Annotated in this window: 20 protein-coding genes, 8 tRNA genes and 1 riboswitch; of the genes, 10 read left to right on the forward strand and 18 right to left on the reverse strand. The window is 49.2% G+C overall.

Annotation, left to right across the window (positions count from 1 at the left end):
* Window positions 1–12: 12 nt before the first annotated feature.
* Together RQP18_RS08300 and RQP18_RS08305 are read right to left on the reverse strand one after the other, a co-directional pair.
* Window positions 13–1,392 carry an NAD-dependent succinate-semialdehyde dehydrogenase gene (locus RQP18_RS08300; RefSeq protein ID WP_342387265.1) on the reverse strand — a complete coding sequence of 460 codons (1,380 nt, stop codon included), beginning with the start codon at window positions 1,390–1,392 and terminating at the stop codon, window positions 13–15.
* Window positions 1,393–1,472: 80 nt separating this feature from the next.
* Window positions 1,473–2,381, reverse strand: a complete 909-nt coding sequence (locus tag RQP18_RS08305; RefSeq protein WP_031544316.1) for a nuclease-related domain-containing protein — start codon at window positions 2,379–2,381, stop codon at window positions 1,473–1,475.
* A 317-nt stretch (window positions 2,382–2,698) separates the two neighbouring features.
* Here RQP18_RS08305 and RQP18_RS08310 point away from each other — a divergent pair, with 317 nt between their 5' ends.
* Window positions 2,699–2,881 carry a hypothetical protein gene (locus RQP18_RS08310; RefSeq protein WP_342387266.1) on the forward strand — a complete coding sequence of 61 codons (183 nt, stop codon included), beginning with the start codon at window positions 2,699–2,701 and terminating at the stop codon, window positions 2,879–2,881.
* A 61-nt stretch (window positions 2,882–2,942) separates the two neighbouring features.
* Here RQP18_RS08310 and metK read toward each other — a convergent pair whose 3' ends face one another.
* On the reverse strand, window positions 2,943–4,136 hold the full coding sequence (gene metK, locus RQP18_RS08315) for a methionine adenosyltransferase (protein WP_342387267.1): 1,194 nt from the start codon (window positions 4,134–4,136) through the stop codon (window positions 2,943–2,945).
* A 90-nt stretch (window positions 4,137–4,226) separates the two neighbouring features.
* Window positions 4,227–4,332, reverse strand: a riboswitch (SAM riboswitch).
* 151 nt (window positions 4,333–4,483) lie between these two features.
* Here metK and pckA point away from each other — a divergent pair.
* Window positions 4,484–6,064 (forward strand): phosphoenolpyruvate carboxykinase (ATP), encoded by a 1,581-nt coding sequence (pckA, locus tag RQP18_RS08320; protein ID WP_342387268.1) that lies wholly within the window; start codon window positions 4,484–4,486, stop codon window positions 6,062–6,064.
* Between the two features lie 56 nt (window positions 6,065–6,120).
* Here the strand turns inward: pckA and ytkD are convergent, their stop codons facing one another.
* On the reverse strand, window positions 6,121–6,579 hold the full coding sequence (gene ytkD / locus RQP18_RS08325; RefSeq protein ID WP_342387269.1) for an RNA deprotection pyrophosphohydrolase: 459 nt from the start codon (window positions 6,577–6,579) through the stop codon (window positions 6,121–6,123).
* Between the two features lie 76 nt (window positions 6,580–6,655).
* Here ytkD and yidD point away from each other — a divergent pair, with 76 nt between their 5' ends.
* Window positions 6,656–6,898: a membrane protein insertion efficiency factor YidD gene (gene yidD, locus RQP18_RS08330; RefSeq protein WP_031544308.1), complete on the forward strand. Its 243-nt coding sequence runs from the start codon at window positions 6,656–6,658 to the stop codon at window positions 6,896–6,898.
* A gap of 1 nt (window position 6,899) precedes the next feature.
* Here yidD and menE read toward each other — a convergent pair whose 3' ends face one another.
* From menE to RQP18_RS08355, 5 genes are read right to left on the reverse strand one after another with little or no spacing between them, the layout of a single operon-like run.
* A complete protein-coding gene (gene menE, locus RQP18_RS08335) occupies window positions 6,900–8,303 on the reverse strand; it encodes an o-succinylbenzoate--CoA ligase (RefSeq protein ID WP_342387270.1) in 1,404 nt (467 codons plus the stop codon).
* Between the two features lie 53 nt (window positions 8,304–8,356).
* Window positions 8,357–9,175 carry a 1,4-dihydroxy-2-naphthoyl-CoA synthase gene (gene menB / locus RQP18_RS08340; protein ID WP_342387271.1) on the reverse strand — a complete coding sequence of 273 codons (819 nt, stop codon included), beginning with the start codon at window positions 9,173–9,175 and terminating at the stop codon, window positions 8,357–8,359.
* Window positions 9,176–9,178: 3 nt separating this feature from the next.
* Window positions 9,179–9,964: a 2-succinyl-6-hydroxy-2,4-cyclohexadiene-1-carboxylate synthase gene (gene menH, locus RQP18_RS08345; RefSeq protein ID WP_342387272.1), complete on the reverse strand. Its 786-nt coding sequence runs from the start codon at window positions 9,962–9,964 to the stop codon at window positions 9,179–9,181.
* Window positions 9,954–11,630: a 2-succinyl-5-enolpyruvyl-6-hydroxy-3-cyclohexene-1-carboxylic-acid synthase gene (menD, locus tag RQP18_RS08350; protein ID WP_342387273.1), complete on the reverse strand. Its 1,677-nt coding sequence runs from the start codon at window positions 11,628–11,630 to the stop codon at window positions 9,954–9,956. The genes menH and menD overlap by 11 nt, the downstream gene beginning before the upstream one ends.
* A complete protein-coding gene (locus RQP18_RS08355; RefSeq protein WP_342387274.1) occupies window positions 11,627–12,991 on the reverse strand; it encodes an isochorismate synthase in 1,365 nt (454 codons plus the stop codon). Before RQP18_RS08355 ends, menD begins: the two co-directional genes overlap by 4 nt.
* A gap of 119 nt (window positions 12,992–13,110) precedes the next feature.
* Between RQP18_RS08355 and RQP18_RS08360 the strand changes: the two genes are divergently transcribed.
* On the forward strand, window positions 13,111–14,028 hold the full coding sequence (locus tag RQP18_RS08360) for a 1,4-dihydroxy-2-naphthoate polyprenyltransferase (RefSeq protein ID WP_342387275.1): 918 nt from the start codon (window positions 13,111–13,113) through the stop codon (window positions 14,026–14,028).
* A gap of 29 nt (window positions 14,029–14,057) precedes the next feature.
* Here RQP18_RS08360 and RQP18_RS08365 read toward each other — a convergent pair whose 3' ends face one another.
* Window positions 14,058–14,567, reverse strand: coding sequence for a hypothetical protein (locus RQP18_RS08365; RefSeq protein ID WP_342387276.1), 510 nt, complete (start codon window positions 14,565–14,567; stop codon window positions 14,058–14,060).
* A gap of 163 nt (window positions 14,568–14,730) precedes the next feature.
* Here RQP18_RS08365 and RQP18_RS08370 point away from each other — a divergent pair, with 163 nt between their 5' ends.
* The 5 genes from RQP18_RS08370 to RQP18_RS08390 all read left to right on the forward strand — a co-directional run bounded on the left by RQP18_RS08370 (window position 14,731) and on the right by RQP18_RS08390 (window position 18,202).
* Complete coding sequence (locus RQP18_RS08370) at window positions 14,731–15,456, forward strand: DUF5067 domain-containing protein (RefSeq protein WP_342387277.1); 726 nt, start codon at window positions 14,731–14,733, stop codon at window positions 15,454–15,456.
* 57 nt (window positions 15,457–15,513) lie between these two features.
* On the forward strand, window positions 15,514–16,293 hold the full coding sequence (locus RQP18_RS08375; RefSeq protein ID WP_342387278.1) for a class I SAM-dependent methyltransferase: 780 nt from the start codon (window positions 15,514–15,516) through the stop codon (window positions 16,291–16,293).
* Between the two features lie 88 nt (window positions 16,294–16,381).
* Window positions 16,382–16,708, forward strand: a complete 327-nt coding sequence (locus RQP18_RS08380; RefSeq protein ID WP_031544286.1) for a four-helix bundle copper-binding protein — start codon at window positions 16,382–16,384, stop codon at window positions 16,706–16,708.
* Window positions 16,709–16,880: 172 nt separating this feature from the next.
* Complete coding sequence (locus RQP18_RS08385; RefSeq protein ID WP_373446005.1) at window positions 16,881–17,339, forward strand: immunoglobulin-like domain-containing protein; 459 nt, start codon at window positions 16,881–16,883, stop codon at window positions 17,337–17,339.
* Window positions 17,340–17,572: 233 nt separating this feature from the next.
* Window positions 17,573–18,202, forward strand: a complete 630-nt coding sequence (locus tag RQP18_RS08390; RefSeq protein ID WP_342387280.1) for a DUF5067 domain-containing protein — start codon at window positions 17,573–17,575, stop codon at window positions 18,200–18,202.
* Between the two features lie 205 nt (window positions 18,203–18,407).
* Here RQP18_RS08390 and RQP18_RS08395 read toward each other — a convergent pair.
* The 8 genes from RQP18_RS08395 to RQP18_RS08430 all read right to left on the reverse strand — a co-directional run bounded on the left by RQP18_RS08395 (window position 18,408) and on the right by RQP18_RS08430 (window position 19,126).
* Window positions 18,408–18,495: transfer RNA gene (locus RQP18_RS08395), tRNA-Ser, on the reverse strand.
* A 37-nt stretch (window positions 18,496–18,532) separates the two neighbouring features.
* A tRNA-Glu gene (locus RQP18_RS08400) sits at window positions 18,533–18,604 on the reverse strand.
* Between the two features lies 1 nt (window position 18,605).
* A tRNA-Asn gene (locus RQP18_RS08405) sits at window positions 18,606–18,680 on the reverse strand.
* A gap of 9 nt (window positions 18,681–18,689) precedes the next feature.
* A tRNA-Gly gene (locus RQP18_RS08410) sits at window positions 18,690–18,763 on the reverse strand.
* A gap of 12 nt (window positions 18,764–18,775) precedes the next feature.
* A tRNA-His gene (locus RQP18_RS08415) sits at window positions 18,776–18,848 on the reverse strand.
* 13 nt (window positions 18,849–18,861) lie between these two features.
* Window positions 18,862–18,934 (reverse strand) — tRNA-Phe (locus tag RQP18_RS08420).
* 28 nt (window positions 18,935–18,962) lie between these two features.
* Window positions 18,963–19,038 (reverse strand) — tRNA-Asp (locus RQP18_RS08425).
* Window positions 19,039–19,052: 14 nt separating this feature from the next.
* Window positions 19,053–19,126, reverse strand: a tRNA-Met gene (locus RQP18_RS08430).
* A gap of 179 nt (window positions 19,127–19,305) precedes the next feature.
* Here RQP18_RS08430 and RQP18_RS08435 point away from each other — a divergent pair.
* Window positions 19,306–20,847, forward strand: a complete 1,542-nt coding sequence (locus RQP18_RS08435; protein ID WP_342387281.1) for an FAD-dependent oxidoreductase — start codon at window positions 19,306–19,308, stop codon at window positions 20,845–20,847.
* Window positions 20,848–20,939 lie beyond the last annotated feature (92 nt).

Below are 20,939 nucleotides of genomic sequence, written 5' to 3' on the forward strand. Positions count from 1 at the left end.
CTTTTTTGTGATCTATATCTTCATTGAAGTGATTTTTGTTTCCAGATACGGTTCGATGCCTTCCGGTCCGCCTTCGCGTCCGATGCCGCTCTCTTTCAAACCGCCGAATGGGATGTGTGCCGCACTTGGTTTGCCATTATTCCAGCCGAGTACGCCGAAATCAAGACCTTCCTGCAGCCTGATGCCATCACGATAGCTTTCAGTGAAGAAGTATGCCGCGAGACCGTATTCCGTGTCGTTGGCCTTCTCTATCGCTTCATCGAGGGTGGAGAATGTCTGGATCGGGGCAACTGGACCGAATGTTTCTTCATTCATGATCAGCATGTCGTCCGTAGCACCCGTGATGACCGTCGGTTCGATGAAGTAGCCGGCATCCTTGGTGCCTTCGCCGCCGGCAGTAATCTGACCGCCTTTGTCCTTTGCATCACTGATGTGCTTCATGACCTTGTCATAGCCATCCTCATTGATCATCGGCCCCACTTCAACGCCTTCGTCGAGTCCGTTTCCGACCTTCAGGGTCTTCACACGCTCTGCAAACTTCTGACTGAAGGCTTCCGCAACATCTTCATGTACATAGAACCTGTTGGCACATACACATGTCTGTCCGGAGTTTCTGAATTTCGTCGCTACCGCATGTTCCACAGCAGTATCCAGATCTGCGTCCTTATGGACCACAAGCGGTGCATGGCCGCCGAGCTCCATCGTGATGTTCTTCACCGTGGACGCCGCCCCCTCCATCAGCGTCTTGCCGACGGCAGTGGAACCTGTAAAGGTCAGTTTCATGATCTTTTCTGATTTTGAGAAGACTTCTCCGACATCCTTGCCTGATGCCGTCACATACTGGATGACGCCCTCTTCGAAGCCCGCCTCCAGGGCAAGGTCGAGAAACTTGATTGCCGATAGCGGTGTTTCACTCGCCGGTTTCACGAGGAAAGTACATCCTGCAGCCACTGCGGGTGCTGCTTTCCTTGCCATCATCGCCACTGGGAAGTTCCACGGTGTAATCGCCGCAACCACCCCGATCGGCTGTTTGGTCACCACCAGGCGCACATCATCTTCATGCTGGGGTATCGTCCGTCCATATACCCTTTTTCCCTCTTCGGCATAGTAGTCGATGTAGCTGCATGCATACTCCACTTCACCGGTCGCTTCCTTGAGCGGCTTGCCATTCTCTTTAGTGATCAGTTCTGCAATTTCGTCTTTATTTTCCCGTATGAGCTCAGACCATCTGACCATCAGTGCACTGCGATCATGCGCGTTCTTCTTCCTGTACTGCTTGAACATCTCGTGTGCCTTGTCGATCTTCTGTTCAATGTCCGCTCTGCTTTCCTTCTTGACCCTGTCAACCTCTTCCCCGGTAGCCGGGTTCAGTACAATTATTTCTTCAGACATTGCTACGCCTCCTTTGGAATAAATAAAAAGCCCTATAAAAAAATTATAGGACTTTTTCATATTCAAAACAAAGGATACGATCAGGGATTCAGTTGGAAGATTGCTTCTGCGATCTCATCCAGGTCTTTGACTGTGTACTGGAACCTGCCATGGAAGACGTATTTCAGGAAGAAGTTTTCCAGTTCTTCTTCCCCGACAAGGACTTTTATGGATGGATCTGTAGAGTAGTTGCTGATGGAGTAGTTTCCATTGTCCTGTGGATTGAAATAGAGCATCGGCACGACATCATATTGGAGCTTGAAGACGTTCTTCAGCTTCTCAGCCGATATCTTCGTCTCTTCTATCGTGTCATTGTAGTAGTTGACCGATACATTCTTGTCATCCGACTTTTCGAAGATCAGGGTCTGTTCCTTGGATTTGTCCAGGTCCAGCAGGTCGAAGAAGGATTCGATGTATGGCAGCTCTTCAAAATTGCTTTCATCCACCCCGTGCAGTATATGACCTTTCCAATACTTGGAATCGATCAGATATATACCGGTGCGCGTGAGCACCAGATGGTCGATCTTGCGTGTGTTTGTATAGTTCCTCGAAGGCAGATAGACATTGGATAGTATATACATGTCCGTTTCCCTGATCTTTTCATCACGTACAAGACGCTCTTTCAACTGGATCAGCGAGAGGTCGGTCAGATATTCACCCTTGTCCACTGTAAACTGGCGCAGGCTTGAAAGTTTATTATTGAGCAGGGTTGTATCATTATGGTACTTTTCGTTCAGTGATGATACTTCCTTCTTATACTCCAGGCGCTGCTCTTCATTGTCGGATTCATATTTTTCTACCAGGCTTTCCTTCTCTTTGCCATATTCGTCCTTGAGCGCATTGACTCTATTCCTATGCTTGAGATAATAGACCAGGAAAGCGATGGCAATGGCAAGCAGCAGCACCAGCAGTGCAATGACGATTGGATTAGTGAAAATTTCCGTATTCATAGCTCCTTCTCAATTCCCTTCCATATTGTAATTTCTGTCGTCTTGCCTAAGACTTTGTTCATTATATCAAAATAATATCTGTTTACGATCAAAAACGGATATTTTCATAAAAATCTATTTACCATCCATCATATCTGTGTGAATCTACCATTTTAATTCATTGCCCCATCAATGGAAGTTCCAAGACTTTATCCGGATTATCATATTTTTATGTTTTAACATCCCCGCCCCGGGTACCTGTGTACTAACTTGCTAGGCAGAGAGAGAACTAGCAAGCAGCTTAGCATGCAGACTATTAGAAATTGGGAGGATTGGTTATGGAACTCAGAAAGTATCTAATGGCCGGCGGACTTGCTTCAGTTCTCGTGCTCGGTGCCTGCGGCGGCGGTTCTTCTGAAGAAGAAACGACAGAAGAAGGAACAATGGAAGAAACGACGATGGAAGATGAAACAATGGAAGACGAAACAATGGAAGAGCCGACAGAACAGGATACCGAATAGAAAGCATCCCGTCTCATCCAATCAGAAAGGCTCCGGAATATTCCGGAGCCTTTCTTTGCGTCTAATTCACTTTGATGCTTGAGAGTTCCTCTTTGAGCCGCGTGGCCTTGTCCAGCTTCTCCCATGGGAAATCCTGGTCTTCCCGGCCGAAGTGGCCGTAGCTTGCCGTACTCTTGTATATCGGTCGGCGCAGGTCGAGCATATCTATGATGCCGTCCGGAGAAAGGTTGAAAATCTTTCTGATGACTGCGACGATATCCGTCTCGCTGTAGGATGAAGTGCCGAATGTATCCACAGATATGGAAACGGGTTCGCTGACCCCAATTGCGTATGCCAGCTGGATTTCGCATTTGGAAGCGATCCCCGCAGCAACGATATTTTTTGCGATATAGCGTGCTGCATAGGCTGCAGAGCGGTCGACTTTGGTCGGATCCTTGCCGCTGAAGGCCCCGCCGCCATGGCGTGCGTAGCCACCATAAGTATCGACGATGATCTTCCGTCCGGTCAGTCCGGCGTCCCCCTGCGGGCCGCCGATGACGAAGCGTCCCGTCGGATTGATGATATATTTCGTTTCCTCATCAAGCAGTTCGGCCGGCACCACTTCACGGATGACGTGCGTAAGCAGATCCCGCTGGATCGTCTCCTTTTCAATCTCTTCGTGATGCTGTGTCGAGATGACGATCGTATCCACCCGCTTGACCTGGTCATTCTCATCATATTCGACAGTGACCTGCGTCTTGCCGTCCGGTCTCAAATAGTCGATGATATTCTCCTTGCGCGCCTCGGTCAGGCGCCTTGACAGCTTATGGGCCAATGCTATCGGCAGAGGCATCAGTTCTTCAGTCTCATCACATGCAAAGCCGAACATCAGCCCCTGGTCCCCCGCTCCGGTGGATACGGCATCCGTCTCCCTCGTCTCCACAGCATTGTTCACCCCTTGGGCGATATCGGAGGACTGTTCGTCTATTCCGGTAAGGACGGACATCGTCTTGTAGTCGTAGCCATATTTGGCAAGGACATAACCGATATCCTTCACCGTCTCCCTCACTATTTTCGGGATGTCCACATAGGTGTTCGTGCTTATTTCTCCGACGATCAGTGCCATGCCTGTATTCACTACAGTTTCACAGGCGACCCGGGCATGGGGGTCCCCTTTCAGTATTTCGTCCAGGATTGCATCCGATATCTGATCCGCAATTTTATCAGGATGTCCCTCCGTCACGGATTCGGAAGTAAAAAGTCTACGCTCTGCCATTAAAAATATCTCCTTTATGATTATTAGCTATCTCCCAGTAGCAAAAAATAAAGCCTTTTCCCAATAATACGAGAAAAGGCTCCGCTCTTCCCCTTATCGATCAGAATAACTTCTGCATCCTTTAGCACCTTTCTTTGTTGAAAAGAGGTTGCTGGGTTTCGTCGGGTATGTTCCCTCCACCGGCTCTTGATAAGAGATAACTTAACATATAATATACTAGATGATGGGAATCAAATCAAGGTAATAATATTTTACAATTATTATGTCACATCAATTATCAATGTGTTATACTAATTCGTGAAAGTACCTGATTACTTTGTAAACTACATAAAACGGGGGCAATAATTATGGTAAACCATTCCGAACGCATTCAAAATCTGGTGGCTAAGGATACTTCGCATGTCCAGCTTTCCACATCCAAGCTGGTCGAAAAGTCTTTGAAGAGGGGAGAAGGCAGACTGACGGAGACGGGTGCGCTGCGTGCTGAAACGGGCAAATATACCGGACGCAGCCCGAAGGACCGCTTCATCGTCGAAGATGGTGTATCAAAGGACAAGGTCGACTGGGGTGAGGTCAACCAGCCCATCTCGGAGACGGTCTTCGACAATCTGTTCACCAAGGTCATCGACTACCTGGGGGAGAAGGAGGAGGTCTTCGTCTTCAACGGCTATGCAGGCGCTGATGAAAGGACACGCCTCAACCTCAGTGTGGTGACCGAGTTCAGCTGGCACAGCATGTTTGCGCGTACGATGTTCATCCGTCCGGAAACGAAGGAAGAAGCCCTCGGCATGGATCCACAGTTCACGATCGTTTCTGCACCGACCTTCAAGGCCGACCCTGAGACCGATGGAACCAAATCGGAAGCATTCGTCATCGTGTCCCTCGAAAAAGGCATCATACTGATCGGTGGCACGGAATATGCGGGAGAGATGAAGAAATCCATCTTCTCGATTATGAACTACCTGCTGCCCGAGCAGGACGTAATGAGCATGCACTGCTCTGCCAATGTAGGGGAAAACAAGGATGTCGCCCTCTTCTTCGGCCTCTCCGGTACAGGCAAGACGACGCTGTCTGCGGACGCCCAGCGCGAACTCATCGGTGATGATGAGCACGGCTGGAATGAAAACGGCGTGTTCAATATCGAAGGGGGCTGCTATGCGAAGACGGTCAACCTTTCTCCTGAGAAGGAACCTGAAATCTTCAAGGCGATCAAGTTCGGTTCGGTGCTCGAGAATGTTGTCCTCGATGAGGATGGGAACCCGGACTACGATGATGGTTCACTGACGGAGAATACACGTGCCGCCTACCCGCTCGACCATATCGACAATGCGCGCATCCCGTCCGTGGCGGGACATCCCAACACGATCATATTCCTGACTGCAGATGCCTTCGGGGTGCTGCCGCCGATCTCCAAGTTGACGAGGGATCAGGCAATGTACCACTTCCTGAGTGGGTTCACATCAAAACTCGCCGGTACAGAACGCGGCATCACTACGCCACAGCCTGTATTCTCAACATGCTTCGGTTCACCTTTCCTGCCGCTTAGTGCCAAAACCTATGCGGATATGCTCGGAGGTCTGATCGATAAGCATAATGTGGATGTATACCTGGTCAACACCGGCTGGAGTGGCGGCGAATACGGTGTCGGCAAGCGCATGGACCTCAAATATACACGGTCCATGGTGAGGCGTGCCATCAGCGGTGAACTCGCACTCAATGCCTTTGAGGAGGATTCCGTATTCGGCCTCAGCATCCCGTCTTCAGTGGCAGGTGTCCCGAAAGAGATACTGAACCCACGCAATACATGGGTTTCCGAAGAAGCCTATGATGAGAAAGCCAATGAGCTCAAAAAATCATTCATTGAAAACTTCAAAAAGTTCGGCGCCGAATCCGAGGACATCGCCAAAGAAGGCGGCTTTACACTATAACGGAATAATACTGCGAAAAAGAGCCGGATATCAGTAGAATCTGATATCCGGCTCCTTCATGTGGTTTGATCGTCATTCCGGATTTTCCGATACAGGTAGTCGATGCATGGATCTGCAAGCAGGAAGCTCCTCCGCTCCTCCGGTATGTCTTCAACTGCCGTGTACAGGACCGGTCCATATGTCTCCATGTACTCGCACTTGAAAAACATATCCGCTACTTCGGCTAGATACACGCCTTTGACGAAAGGCTTGCTGCCATGGACGGTGTAGACACCGATGAACCGCATATTTCCGATACTTGCGCCCGTCTCTTCGAACACTTCCCTGTGCACCGCTTCCTCCGCACTCTCACCCGGCTCTATCTTGCCCCCCGGAAATTCTATACCCCGCACCTTATGGTCGGTGAACAGATATTTACCATCCATCACACAGATGGCCAAAATGTGATCCATATCCCTGGTATATTCGAATTCGAGCGTCACTTTCCGGTTGCTGCGGTCTTTAAATTCAAGCATCCTATCATCTCCAAATTTGCTTAAACCCAGTGTACCCTATATCATTATAGTTATAAATGCTATAGTGGTGATTAAAATGAAAACAGTGATTCTATATATGATGCGGTTCTATCAGAAGGCAATCTCCCCCATGTTCCCCCCGAGCTGCCGGTTCAATCCGACATGTTCGAATTATGGAATCGAGGCAGTTCAGGAGCATGGTGCCCTGAAGGGGAGCTATCTGGCAGTGAAGCGGATCCTCAAGTGCCATCCCTTCCATCCGGGCGGCTATGATCCGGTGCCCCTGAACCCGAAGAACTATGAGAAAAAGGAGCAGTAACCTAACGGTTGCTGCTCCTTTTGATGTTGTAGATCTGCTGGTTCCGGGCTCTCGACACCTTGCCTGTCGAAGTCATGATGATGTTCCCGACGCGGTGTATCTCCTTCGGCAGTTTGTACCTGGCGAGATGCCGCTTGAGATGGGCCATGATTTCCTCATCTTCCAAGCGCCTCCCATTGGCCAGTTCAACGAGCAGGATGGGCACTTCTCCCCACTCCTGGTCCTTCCTTTTGACGACCGCAGCATTCACGACTCCGGGATGGGTATTGATGACATCCTCAATCTCTTTCGGATAGACGTTCTCACCCCCGCTGATGATCAGATCTTTCCGCCGGTCCAATATATAGAGGTATCCTTCTTCGTCGATATGGCCCATATCCCCGGTCCTGAAATACCCATCAGAGACTTCCATCTCGGCATTCAGGTAGCCACCCGTAATCGGTCCACCGCGTACAAGGAGTTCACCATCATTGCTGCTGTCGACCACGATATCTATATTATCGAGCGGCTTCCCTACCGTGCCGTCAAGGATCTTTGGATCATCCGGTGCAATGGAGACAATCTGGGAGCATGTTTCGGTCATGCCGAATGAGTTGTAGACCGGCAGTCCCATGGAAAGTGCATTGTCCAGAATATCCTTTGTTACACCGGCACCACCGAGGAGTATGCCTTCCAGCCTATGTTCGGCCATCTCATACTTCATCAGCCGCTTCAGCATGATGGGCACCATGCTTGTGTGGGTCACTCCATATTCCGCGATGGTTTTCCATATCTTCTCCTCTTCAAACTTTTCGATGAGCACCATGGTACAGCCTCGGATCACCGACCGCAACAGGACGGAGAACCCTGATATATGGTATATGGGGTTGATGTTCATCCATATGCTGTCCCGGGTGTAGCCGAAACGCCTCTCACAGCCCATGGCAGAAGCGTAATGGTTATCATAGGTCTGGGTGACGGCCTTCGCCCTCCCCGTTGTCCCTGATGTGAACATGATCGACAGGACATCACTGCCGGAGGCGTTTCTGCTTTCTCTGGAGCCGGATGCCATATTCTGGATCTCCTCCCATTTATACACCCTGTACCCTTCCAGGTCGACAGGTTCGGTCGCCACGATCGTATCCACTCCGATGTCATCCAGCTGGGCTGCGATCTCCCTTCCGGTCAGACGGGTATTGATCATTACAATTTCAATGTTGGCAAGCATGGCCGCATGGATGGCGTACACTGCATCCAGAGTGTTGCCGATGAAAAGGGCAATGCGCGGCCGGTCGAGGGATTCGAGGCGGCCCTTCATTTCCACTGCCGTTTTATACAGTTCCGAGAAGGTCACCTCAGTGCCTTCGAAAATGACTGCCGGCTTATCCGGCATCTCCCCGGCACGGGATTGTAGCCAATTGTACATAATCTATTCCACCTTTAAAAAAGCCCATCATCTGATGGGCTGCTGGTAAATGCTTATGGGAATCTTGGGAACTGTCCGAAGTCAGGCTTTCTTTTTTCCTTGAAAGCTTCCCTGCCTTCTTTTGCCTCGTCTGTAGTGTAATAGAGCAGCGTTGCATCCCCTGCCATCTGCTGCAGGCCTGCAAGGCCATCGGAGTCGGCATTCATGCCCGCTTTCAGAAGACGCAGTGCCGTTGGTGAATGTGCCATCATCTCTTCGCACCATTGGACCGTCTCGTCTTCCAGTTCTTCGAGTGGCACCACTGTGTTTACGAGACCCATATCCAGTGCTTCCTCTGCATTGTACTGTCTGCACAGGTACCAGATTTCGCGCGCTTTCTTGTGGCCGACGATGCGTGCCAGATATCCGGCGCCGTAGCCTGCATCGAAGGAACCGACTTTCGGGCCGGTCTGACCGAAGCGTGCGTTGTCTGCAGCGATTGTCAGGTCGCATACCACATGGAGCACATGGCCGCCACCGATCGCATATCCGGATACCATGGCTACAACAGGTTTCGGAATGACACGGATCAGACGCTGAAGATCCAGTACATTCAGTCTTGGAACTTCGTCTTCCCCGACATAGCCGCCATGGCCGCGCACTTTCTGGTCTCCACCGGAGCAGAACGCCATATCGCCTTCACCTGCCAGGACGATTACCGCAACATTCTGGTCGTCCCGTGCCCGTGTGAATGCGTCGATCATTTCAGTGACCGTCAGCGGAGTGAATGCATTCCTTACTTCCGGACGATTGATCGTCACTTTGGCGATGCCATTGTAGAACTCATATTTGATTTCTCTATATTCTTTGAGTGTTTTCCATTCTCTTGCCATTCTTCATCCTCCTAGTAGAAAATCTATTACTATTGTACCAAATTTTTCGCGGGCTTCCATATGAATGTTGTGCCCCGCCCCCTCGATGATTTCAAGGCGGGCATCCGGGAGCAGCTGTGACATTCTGGAATTGATCGCTATGAACTTCTCATCCTGTCCGCCTGTCAGAAGCAGTACAGGGAGATCGATATTTCCAAGCTTTCCCCAATAGGACGGCTGGACGCCTGTGCCATACTTCACCAGGCTGTCCGCCGCTTCTTCCGGCTGCTGGGACAGACGGTTGAGTCGTTGCTGTTCCAGAGTCTTTGCTGAGAGGTCCCGCTGGCTGCTGAACAGTCCCATGTCCTCCCAGCTGTCGACGAATGCAGTGAAGTCTTCATTGATGTGTGCTGCCCTCCTGTAATCAGCATGCCGGCGCGCCTCCCGCTCTTCGTCCGATGCGATGCCGGGAGAACTGCTCTCCAGAACGGCACGTTTGACATATTCGGGATGGCTGGCGATGAAGGACAGGGCGACCCTGCCCCCCATCGAATAGCCGAGTATATCCACCTTTTGGATATCCAGAGATACGAGGAGCTGACGGATGCCCTCCGCAATATCCTCCATGCCATAATCGATGCCGGCACTTGGGGTGCCGCCGAAGCCTGGAAGGTCGACTGTAAGCGTGTTGAAGTGTGGCGACAGGTCGCACGCCAGTCCTTCCATGCTCGTCATGTCGGCCAGGAATCCATGCAGCAGCAGGATCGTCCGGCTTTTACCGTTATTGGAGAATCGATGGTTAAATCTCAACAGATTTCACCACGTCTTCAATCTGTCTGCGCAGATCCTGATGGGATTCGACGTTCGTCACCCTGTCCGTCTTAATTTCTATGATGTTCCGGCCCTTCCGGTTCATGAGCCCGCTCGTGATGTCTTCGACCTTGTCCGTGTGCATGTAGTTGAAATTGTACAGCTCGGCGGTGTGTCTGAAATCAAGATCCAGCGGGGTGCCGAAAAGCCGCTCGAAATGTTCCTGGTTGTCGTTCTGGGGCAGGAAGCTGAATATGCCGCCCCCATTATTGTTGAAAACGATGATATTGATATCGATGTCCTCAAGCTTCGACATGATCAGTCCGTTCATATCATGGTAGAGCGCAATGTCCCCGATGACGAGGGTGAGCGGCGTCTTCACAGCCATGCCGAGCGCTGTGGAGACGACGCCGTCTATGCCGTTTGCGCCCCTGTTCGCATATATCCTCTGGGTATTGTCCAGGTCGTACCGCTCCCCATCCCTGATTGGCATGCTGTTGGAGAGGAATACTGCACGCTGCGGCGGTGTATGTCTGATGATTTCATACATGAAGCGCCCTTCATCATCATAGTCCGCGATATATTTTTCGATCCTTTTGCTGATACGGGCATCGAGTGCCATCAGCCAAGCCTTGGGACCCGTGCTGCCGGATGAGAATTCGATCGATTTCACGATTTCACTGATGGTGCCCACATAGGCTTCCTTCGGTGCCACAGGGAATGTCTTCAGTGTCTGGTGCTCACTGATCAGATACTGTGGAATAGCCGACTGTGCCAGAAATTTGTTGGTCGCCTTCGATGTGAGCGGTTCACCGATACGCACGATGAAGTCGACTTCCCGCTCAAGCCTCTCGAACTGATCGGGGTGCATGCTGTTGAAGATGAGGTCCTGGTGCGTGATGGCACCTGCCAGGTTCCGCCGGATATGCTGGCGGGGATCCGTGATCACTGTCAGGTTGTCCCTGTCCAGGATCGGCGTGATGGCATCCAGTTCTTCGACCGTCTCCCCGATCAGCACAATACCGTGGCCATCGAGGTGGATGCCCGTCTCGGGAACTGTTTTGTACTGGGTCAGTGCCTTTGGTGTCCTGAAGAAGAGGTCGGTCCGTGTCATGTCGGGCATCAGTGGTTCCCTGATCGGTATATTGATATGCACCGGGCCCATTTCCAAGCCCCTGAGATACTGTGCACACTGCATGACTTTCGTCTCGAGCAGGTTCGGAAGGGAGTCATGTACATCCGCAATCGGCAGTTCCGTATAATACCGCACATAATTCCGGTACATGTCCCTCTGGTTGATCGCCTGCGGCGCCCCCACATCCCGCAGTTCATGCGGGCGGTCTGCAGTCAATGCGATGAGCGGGATATGGCTCAGATCCGCTTCGGCGATTGCCGGCAGATAGTTTGCCGCTGCCGTGCCCGAAGTGCATATGAGTCCCACGGGGGACCGTTCCACTTTGGCCAGTCCGAGTGCAAAGAAAGCCGCACTCCTTTCATCCGGATGGATATGGGTATGGATGTCCGGATGAAGCTCTGCTGCCAGTGCGAGTGGCGTAGAACGCGAACCTGGACTGATGACGATCTCCTGCACCCCATGGGACTGCAGCAGATCCATAAGCGTGAAGACCTGATACGTCAATGCTTCCTGATGACCTGATGGATTCATCTGTTCTCTACCCCCAGTACATTAAGCATTGGTGTGAATTTGACACGTGTCTCTTCAAATTCCTTCTCGCTGGAAGACCCTTTGACAATGCCGCACCCTGCGAACAGTGTTGCACTGTTGGCATGCAGCAGCATGGACCTTATGGCAACGACGAACTCGCTCTCATTGTCCTCGTGGATGAGACCGATCGGTGCTGCATAAAGTCCTCTTGTGCCGTATTCCTCTTCCATGATGTACTGCCGTGCCCGGTCCTTCGGCATGCCGCCCACAGCCGGCGTCGGGTGGATGGCATCCAGCAGTTCAAATATGCCCGTCTCTTCCGCCAGTTCCGCTTTGATCGGCGTATGAAGATGATAGATGTACCTGTTTTCCAGTATATTGGGCTCGGGGCCGAATTCCACCCAGTCCGTAAATGGTTCGAGATCACTGACGATGGATTCCCTCACAAGCTCATGCTCATACCGGTTCTTTTCATCATTCAGAAGAAATGACTTCTGGGTTTCATCCTTCGTCTCGTCCCCGGTACGTTCCGATGATCCTGCTATCGCATTCGTCTTCAGAGTGTTCCCCTGGACGTCAAAAAGCTTTTCAGGCGATTTCGACACAAAGAGCGACTTCCCTTTTTCATAATAGATCGTATATGTGCCAGTTTCGTCATTCAATCTTTTCAATAAAAAAAGAGGGTCTATCGTTGATTTGAATGTCAGGAGACGCTGTCTCGCCAGCACCACTTTTCTGAAGACCGTTTCATCCAATACACTCACAGCCTGATCGACGAGTGACTTCCACTCCTCTGGAAAGATGTCCTTTTCCATATTGATCTGTGGCGCTTCAAATTCTTTTACCTCGACTGCTGCAATGTTTTCAAGCTCTCCTGAAATGCTGCCCAGGACAGAAGCCATGTCCACGTCCGCAAGCGGAACCGAATAGAACAGTTCCCTATTGACCAGGTCGAACTGCCACTTCGGAAGGTGGAACTCCACCATGGTAAAATCATTCCATTCATCAGAAGTGTCCTTATCATCAAAGCGCGTGCCTCCAAAAAGGCTGAGGGAGGATTTCATATCCTCTTCAAGCACCACTTTCTGGATCTTGTCATATAATGTAGATTTCTGGTTGGATAGTGCCTTGGAGGAATACTTGTCCCTTTTGATACTTTCAAGGTATTCAATACCGACGGTGTTATATCTGTCGTCTTTGGAACGGAACCAGTACCTTGCCCCCTGCGACTGACGGAAATATGAAAATATCTTCTGTTCATCTATATCATATCCGTCAATGGGCAGCTGCAGACTGAGGTAGGCTCTGTCTGAATCCAGTCTGACGTCATCCAGAATGTTTTGATATGCTTCCAAATTCATTACTACACACTTCTTTCCGCATAATTAATACTATTTTATCATTTATTCATTTACCTGTGTATGATATATAATCAAATGTGCTAAAATTGTTATCATCATTATTAAAAAGGAAGATCGCCATGCAAGGAACAGATACACATACAGGTATCAAAAAATATATCAGCCTGACCCGTCCGCATACACTCACTGCCGGATTCGTACCGGTGCTCGTCGGTACAGCAAGTGTACTGCTGTTTTCATCCATCAGATGGGACATGTTTTTTGCGATGCTGATCGCCACCCTGCTCATCCAGTCTGCAACAAACATGTTCAACGAGTACTTCGATTATAAGAAGGGGCTCGACAGCCGTGAATCCGTGGGGATCGCCGGGGCGATCGTGCGAAACGGCATGTCCCCCCGGGCTGTGCTCAGCATCGCAGTGATTTTCTATATTTTCGCTGCCCTGATCGGTATCTACATCACCGTGAACAGCTCATTCTGGGTGCTCGTGGCCGGCATTATATCAATGGCTGTGGGCTACCTCTATACAGGAGGTCCCTACCCTATTTCATGGACGCCCTTCGGTGAAATTTTTGCCGGCTTCTTCATGGGCACCGTGATCATCATGATCACATTCTTCATCCATACGGGTACACTGCACTACTTCCCGCTTCTAATGTCGGTCCCTGTCGCCATAACAATTGGACTCCTGAACATGGCCAACAATATCAGAGACCGGAAAAAGGATAAGGAAAGCGGCAGGAAGACATTCGTCATACTCGTCGGGAAACCGATTGCCGTAATCACAACCACCGCGCTGCTCGCATTCTCCTACATTTTCATCGGGTGGGTGGCGTTTTTCAAGCCCTACGGATCTGTATTCATGATTCTGACCTTCCTCTCCCTGCCCATATTCATAAGGACAGTCAAACTGATGTGGAAAGGCAGTACACCTCAGGAACTCATTCCAGCCATGGCCTCCATGGGCAAACTGAATACGATTTTCGGCCTGCTCCTGACAGTCGGCCTCCTCCTGTATGGAATGACGGGAATTTAAAAGCTCTGGCGATGATCGCCAGAGCTTTTTCAAACCATTCTATTCTGCTGCATACTTGTATAGAAATCACGGAAGCACTGGAAATGATTCGGGTTCAGATTGCGCAATGTACGATTCCGTACAGCGCCCCTTTCGTTCAGGATCTTCAGGAAGAGCACTCCTGCTTCATACCTGGATGAGTCCGAGTCATCGTGGTCGAAATCCATATTCTTGATTTCATCGATACGGAACTGGGTGATGGTCCAGTCCGCCTCCTCGTTGAAATCCTTGAGGATGGACTTATGTACACTGATGATCTCATCATCAAGCAGGAAATAGAGGGCCGTACGCGTGAGGTTGATCTTGCATGTACCGATGCAGTGGACCTGCTTGAAGCGGTAGCTTTCGAAGTCGATGTTCTCCCTTAAAAAACGTTTTGCGACTTCAAGGAATTCCTTCTCTCTGCCGTCAAGTTCATGTTCCACTGTGAAAATTTCTTCTATGCTCTGCGGCAGTTCAACATTATCCAGATATTCATTTACTTCATGATAGGCTATCATATGCATTCTCCGTATTGTTTTCTTTCATTCTATACAAGAGATTGTACAAATTCAACAAAAATGCGTAGACATCAACTATTTCGAGAATAGAAATAATATTGATTATTCTCAGAATTATATTATAATTGACATGTATCTTTATATTTATAGGGGGAAATTTCACATGACGTTAAGAAAATATCTGCTCGCCGGTGGCCTTTCAACTGTGCTCGTTTTGGGCGCATGCGGTGGAGATAGCGGTTCGGAAGAGGAAACAACCGAGGAAGAGACCGCCCAGGAAGAGGCTGAAGACACTGGAGAAGAGACAACCACTGAGGAAGATACTTCTGAAGAATCAGGTAGCGGGTCCTCCTCGGAAGATGGCGAAATCACACATTCCGGTGAATATGGAGACTACACTGTGACCGAATTCGGCCAGTATACAATCGAGCCGGAAGAAGTTGAAGAGGAAACGGCTGAAGAAGAGACTGAAGAAGGTGCGGAAGCACCCCAGCCGACTGAAGTGGTGACCATCGAATTCGAATTCACGAACAACTCCGATGTAGCCACTGCACCACAGGAAGCATTCGGTCTCGACCTTGCTGTCAGACAGATCATGGAGGGTGGAGAAACGACACTCGAAAACCTGACGATGGATCTGCCTGATGACTATGAAAAAAGTGAGGAAGCAGCTGCAGCTGCCGAGATGATCGAACCTGGTGAGACGGCGACAGCAGTCCTTGCATATGGCCCGGTCGACCCGGAACTTGAAACCGTCCTCCAGAGCCGTGACAATCCGATGGCCGAAGAGGAAATCGAACCCCTCGACCATACGATTGAACTCGAAAACACCGAGTCTTCCGAAGAAGAGACGACTGAAGAAGACACCGAGGAAGATTCCGAAGCATAATCTCACCACCATGACCCTGACACACTGTCCAGGGTCATTTCATTTAAGGAGCATATCATGATAGTCACAACAGGCGGAAGGACCGACCAGCAGACCATAATGCATGCCCGGTCACTCTCCGAAAAATACAATTTCCCCTATATCAACAGATCGAAGCAATCCATATGCAAATTGAAGGAACGGTATCAGCAGGACATCATCACAGTCAGCAGAAAAGGTATCGCCATCCATCCCCTGACGCAGGAAGAGCCGCTTACATTCCATCCGAATATGGCGATGGTGCGCGCCAAAAGGATGCTCAATGGAGAAACGGATCCCTTCATAGAAACTGCTGGGATTGCACCCGGCATGAGTGTGCTCGACTGCACCATGGGACTCGCCGCAGACAGCATCATCGCCAGTCTCGCTACCGGCCGTGAAGGTCGGGTCACGGCCCTCGAAGCCGATCCCCTGCTCCATCTGCTCGCTGCAGAGGTGCTGCAGGCTTTCACCACTCCAAACCAGAAAATCAATGAAGCCATGGACAGGATAGAAACGATAAATGCAGAACATCATGAATTTCTTGAATCGCAGACCGATGACTCATATGACATCATCTACTTCGACCCCATGTTCAGTGAGATCATCGACAACGCAAACGCCATCCGCAACATCCATCACCAGACCCGCCAGTCCGGACTCCGGCCGGAAACCATCACAGAAGCCCGGCGCGTTGCCAGAAGACGCGTGGTGCTGAAGGACCACTGGAAGAGTCCGAAATTCATGGAACTGGGGTTCATCCAGCTGAAGCGGAAGACCAGTCTCTTCCATTATGGGTATATCGATGTACAGGATTAGAGCTGACACCATGAATGTCGCCCATGTTTAGGAAGGACCATACTGGGAATATAAAGCATGTATAAAAAATTCCTAGGAGTGATCATTGATGGCACACGAACAGCATCAGCAGCTGCTCGATACTTTACATGAATGCATGGAAGAATGTAACCATTGCTTCGATGCCTGTCTCAAGGAAGACGACGTCAAGATGATGGCCGAATGCATCCGCCTCGACAGGGAATGTGCGGACATCTGCGGTTATCTGGAACAGGCGATTTCCAGGAATTCACCATTTGTAAAAGAACTCGCCCAAGTATGTGCAACAATTTGTGAAGCATGTGGCAAGGAATGTGAAAAGCACGACCATGACCACTGCCAGAAATGTGCAGAAGCATGCTTCAAATGTGCAGAAGCGTGCAGAAACGCTGCATAATCCACACACCCTTCATCAGACAGGAGGCTCATTCAATCATGAGTCTCCTGTCTTAAATTTTATCCATTCAATAAAAATAGTCTGAAACCATCTATACTTCAAATATACAGGCTGGAATGAGGTGGCAGCAATCTATAGGAGAACCAGAAAATTATACATATTATCAGCCCTCATGGCATCCATATCCCTCTTTCTCGCCGCCTGCATCACACGCCCATCACCCGATCTGCTGAAAGACCCCTCTCCCAGACAGGAACTCCCCGCCCAGTCAGAGGACATCACCCTGTCACTCGAACAGACAACCCATACACTGCCTGTAGAAAAACTGAACCTTAGTATTCGTAACACCGGTAGCTCCTTCTATACATATGGTGAATTCTTCTACGTCGAAAAAGAGATCGAAGGCAAATGGTACATGCTCGAAATCGACGACGCCATCTTCGATGACTTCGCATCATTCGACAACTACGGCAACAGACTCGCTCCCGGAGAGACCATGGAGGAAATGATAAACCTAAATGACTATGCCCTCACCCTCAATCCTGGAAAATACAGACTCGTCAAGGCCTTCAGCAGCGAAGCCACCTCCGAAACCACCTGGCTCTCAGCAGAATTTGAAGTGGTGGATTAGTTCGTATGCACCCCACCCTCGCCTAGAACCTCCATATTCATACTAATTAAAAGTAATTTAGTATGAATATGGATAACCCCCTTTTTTTGTAACCGATAGTCAGTTACACTGAATATAGAAAGTATTTCCAAATAAGAAAGTATCAAAAAGTACCTATTTTATAATATGTGCTTATTTTTTTACTTTATTTTTGGAAATATTGTGTAAAAAATACATATATAGGGGGTAAATTTATGGCGGAAGAAAGACAGAAGAAAAAAGGTGGATGTCTGAAGTGGGCAGCAATCATCATTGGAGTCCTGATACTATTCGGAGCCTGTACGGCTGCATTTACTGGTGGCGGAGAAGATACTGGCGATACTTCAAGCGATTCAAATGCATCTGATCCAGCAGACACAGCAACTGAAGAAGCGACAGAAGATAATACTGAAGAAGCAACAGAAGAAGATATTTCGGATGCAGTTGAAGAAGAAACTGAGACTACAGATGAAAACTTGGCTGTCGGTGATTCTACAGAAATTGACGGCATCACTTTTACGTTAAACGACGCCTACTATACTGATGAGAGAAATGAATTCGCAGAAGTTGAAGCTGATAACGTTCTTGTGCTAGATATGACATACGAGAATAATTCTGGAGAAGATATCAGCGTAGGTGGAGATGTTTCAGTTTACGCAGACGGGACTAAACTAGAGTCTTATCCAATTAATGAAATGCTGATGGACAGCTTGTCTGATGGTAGAAATATTTCAGGCAAAGAAGGTTTTGCAATGGTCGGAGAGCCTTCTGAAATTGAAGTTGAGTTTTCTCCTTTAATGTCCTTTAGTGGAGAAAAAGCAATTTACACAGTAAATCCTGAATGAATGTAACTACCCACTGACCACTCAACACTTGAGTGGTCAGTTTTTTAGTCATTCATAAAACCCAAGTCTCATATCACAGTATTTATCAAACCCATCAACTTACTATGAGAATAAAAATCATTGAATCTTCTTGAGATTCGCAGAAAAAAGCCCTCTTCAAATCAAAATTTGAAGAGGGCTTTGACTATCTAATTGATAAGAGTAACGGACAGTGAGGGATTCGAACCCTCGATACGGGGTTGCCGTATACACGCGTTCCAGGCGTGCGCCTTAAGCCGCTCGGCCAACTGTCCATGATTGAAAAAGAAGTGAGCAGGCTCACTTCTGGTATGACCCGTACGGGATTCGAACCCGTGTTACCGCCGTGAAAGGGCGGTGTCTTAACCACTTGACCAACGGGCCATGGCTCCACAGGTAGGATTCGAACCTACGACCGATCGGTTAACAGCCGATAGCTCTACCACTGAGCTACTGTGGAATAATGTAATGGAGCGGGTGATGGGAATCGAACCCACGACATCAGCTTGGAAGGCTGGGGTTATACCATTTAACTACACCCGCAAAACCAATAAGGGCGGCTGATGGGGATCGAACCCACGAATGCCGGAACCACAATCCGGTGTGTTAACCACTTCACCACAACCGCCATAATATTAGAATGGTTCAGGACGGAATCGAACCGCCGACACTGTGAGCTTCAATCACATGCTCTACCGACTGAGCTACTGAACCTTGGTATGTATAGTCAAAAAAAAAATAATGGCGGTCCCGACGGGAATCGAACCCGCGATCTCCTGCGTGACAGGCAGGCATGTTAACCGCTACACCACGGGACCTATATGTAAAACTATTGCGGGGGATGGATTTGAACCATCGACCTCCGGGTTATGAGCCCGACGAGCTACCAGACTGCTCTACCCCGCGGTAATATTATTGTGCGCTTTCAACGCCTGATACATATACTATACGTTTTATGAAATATTTTCAAGCGGTTTTTTCAATTTCGTTACGTAAAATTTACACTTTGGACAAAATTTATTGTTTGTAAGTATTTCATATGAATTAAGGGTAAAAGATATAAAAATGTTTGAGGAGGATAATTGATGAGTGAATTCAACAATGACAATATCTCTTTTTGGACCGATACTGTAGACTTGCCCTCTTACCCTACTCTTGAAAACGATACAAGTACAGAGGTGCTGGTCGTCGGGGCTGGGATCACCGGACTGATGAATGCCTATCAGCTTGCCATGCAAGGCCACCAGGTGACCGTCATCGAAGGCAATGAAGTGCTCAGCGGAACGACGGCGAATACGACAGCGCGCATCATGGCGCAGCAGGGTCCACTCTACAGTCAGGTCAGCAAGCAGAAGGACAAAGAGACGGCCCGCCTCTATTATGAATCTCAGATGGCGGCAATCGATGAAATTGAATCGGTTGCCGAAAAGCACAGCATAGACTGTGACTTCAGAAGAGTCGACGGCATCATATATGCTGAAAATGAAAGCTCGGTCAAAGACCTGGAAAAGGAGGCCAAGGTCTATGAGAAACTCGGCATAGATGGCTCACTATTAAAGGAGCAGCTGGATCTTCCTTTTGAAACCGTCGCCCAACTGGTGATGAGGAATCAGGGAGAATTCCATCCCCTGAAGTTTCTCAAAGGTATATTGGAAGTCCTTGAGGAAAAAGGAGTCAAAATATATGAACATACGATGGGCAAAGGTGTTGAAGACAATACATTGAAGACGTCTGAGGGGAAAAACATAGATTTTGAACATCTCATAGTAGCCACACACTTCCCATTCCTCGACTACCAGGGGTTCTACTTCAACAGCTTTAAGATCAACCGGTCATATGGACTCGTCGTCACTACTTCCACCCCACCATCCGAAGACCTGTCATTGAACGGTTATGATGGTCCCAGCCTGACGACAAGAAATATAGTCAACCCGGACAAGGAGTTGCCTACCGTTCTCTTTGGCGGTCTCGGACATATGTCCTATGATGAAAAGGATATGACGGAGCAGTTGGAAAAACTCAGGCTCTACTCTGATCAAAAGACGACCAACCACGAGCGCCTATACGCCTTCAGGGCACAGGACCAGATGACGGCGGACTCCCTCCCCTACATCGGATATTTCGACCAGAAGCATGACAACCGATTCGTCGCTGCCGGGTTCAACAAGTATGGCATGACCAATGGGGTCCTCTCCTCCATGATCATCAGTGATCTGATCGAGGGCAAGGAAAACCGTTATCGTGACATGGTCAGTCCGCACAGGAAGAAAGGCACATTCGCCGAACTTAAACAGTTTGCTACGACGCCGATTGAGAGCCTCGGAGTCGAAGCGAAGAACATGCTGAAAAGCTATCCCGACATCAATGAGACGAATCTTTCTGCAGGCGAAGGTGCCGTCGTCCGGGACGGCGTAATGAAGAAGGGGCTTTATCGGGATGAAAACAGCAATGACTACCTGGTCGTGGACAACCGCTGTACCCATATGGGATGCAGTCTGAGCTGGAACCAGGAGGACAGGACATGGGACTGCCCGTGCCACGGTTCCCGCTTCAACTTCAAAGGCAATGTAATAGAAGGTCCCGCAACAGAAGATCTCGATGTGGAGACGAAGAAATCGGAAAGCTGATAGGCTTTAAAGTTCTTCATTCAGACAAATACATTCGCGGTAAAACATAAAAAAACAAGACAATCCACCAAAACACGGATAAAAAATCTGTT

Source organism: Salinicoccus sp. Bachu38, assembly GCF_038561955.2.
Taxonomy (GTDB): Bacteria; Bacillota; Bacilli; order Staphylococcales; family Salinicoccaceae; genus Salinicoccus; species Salinicoccus bachuensis.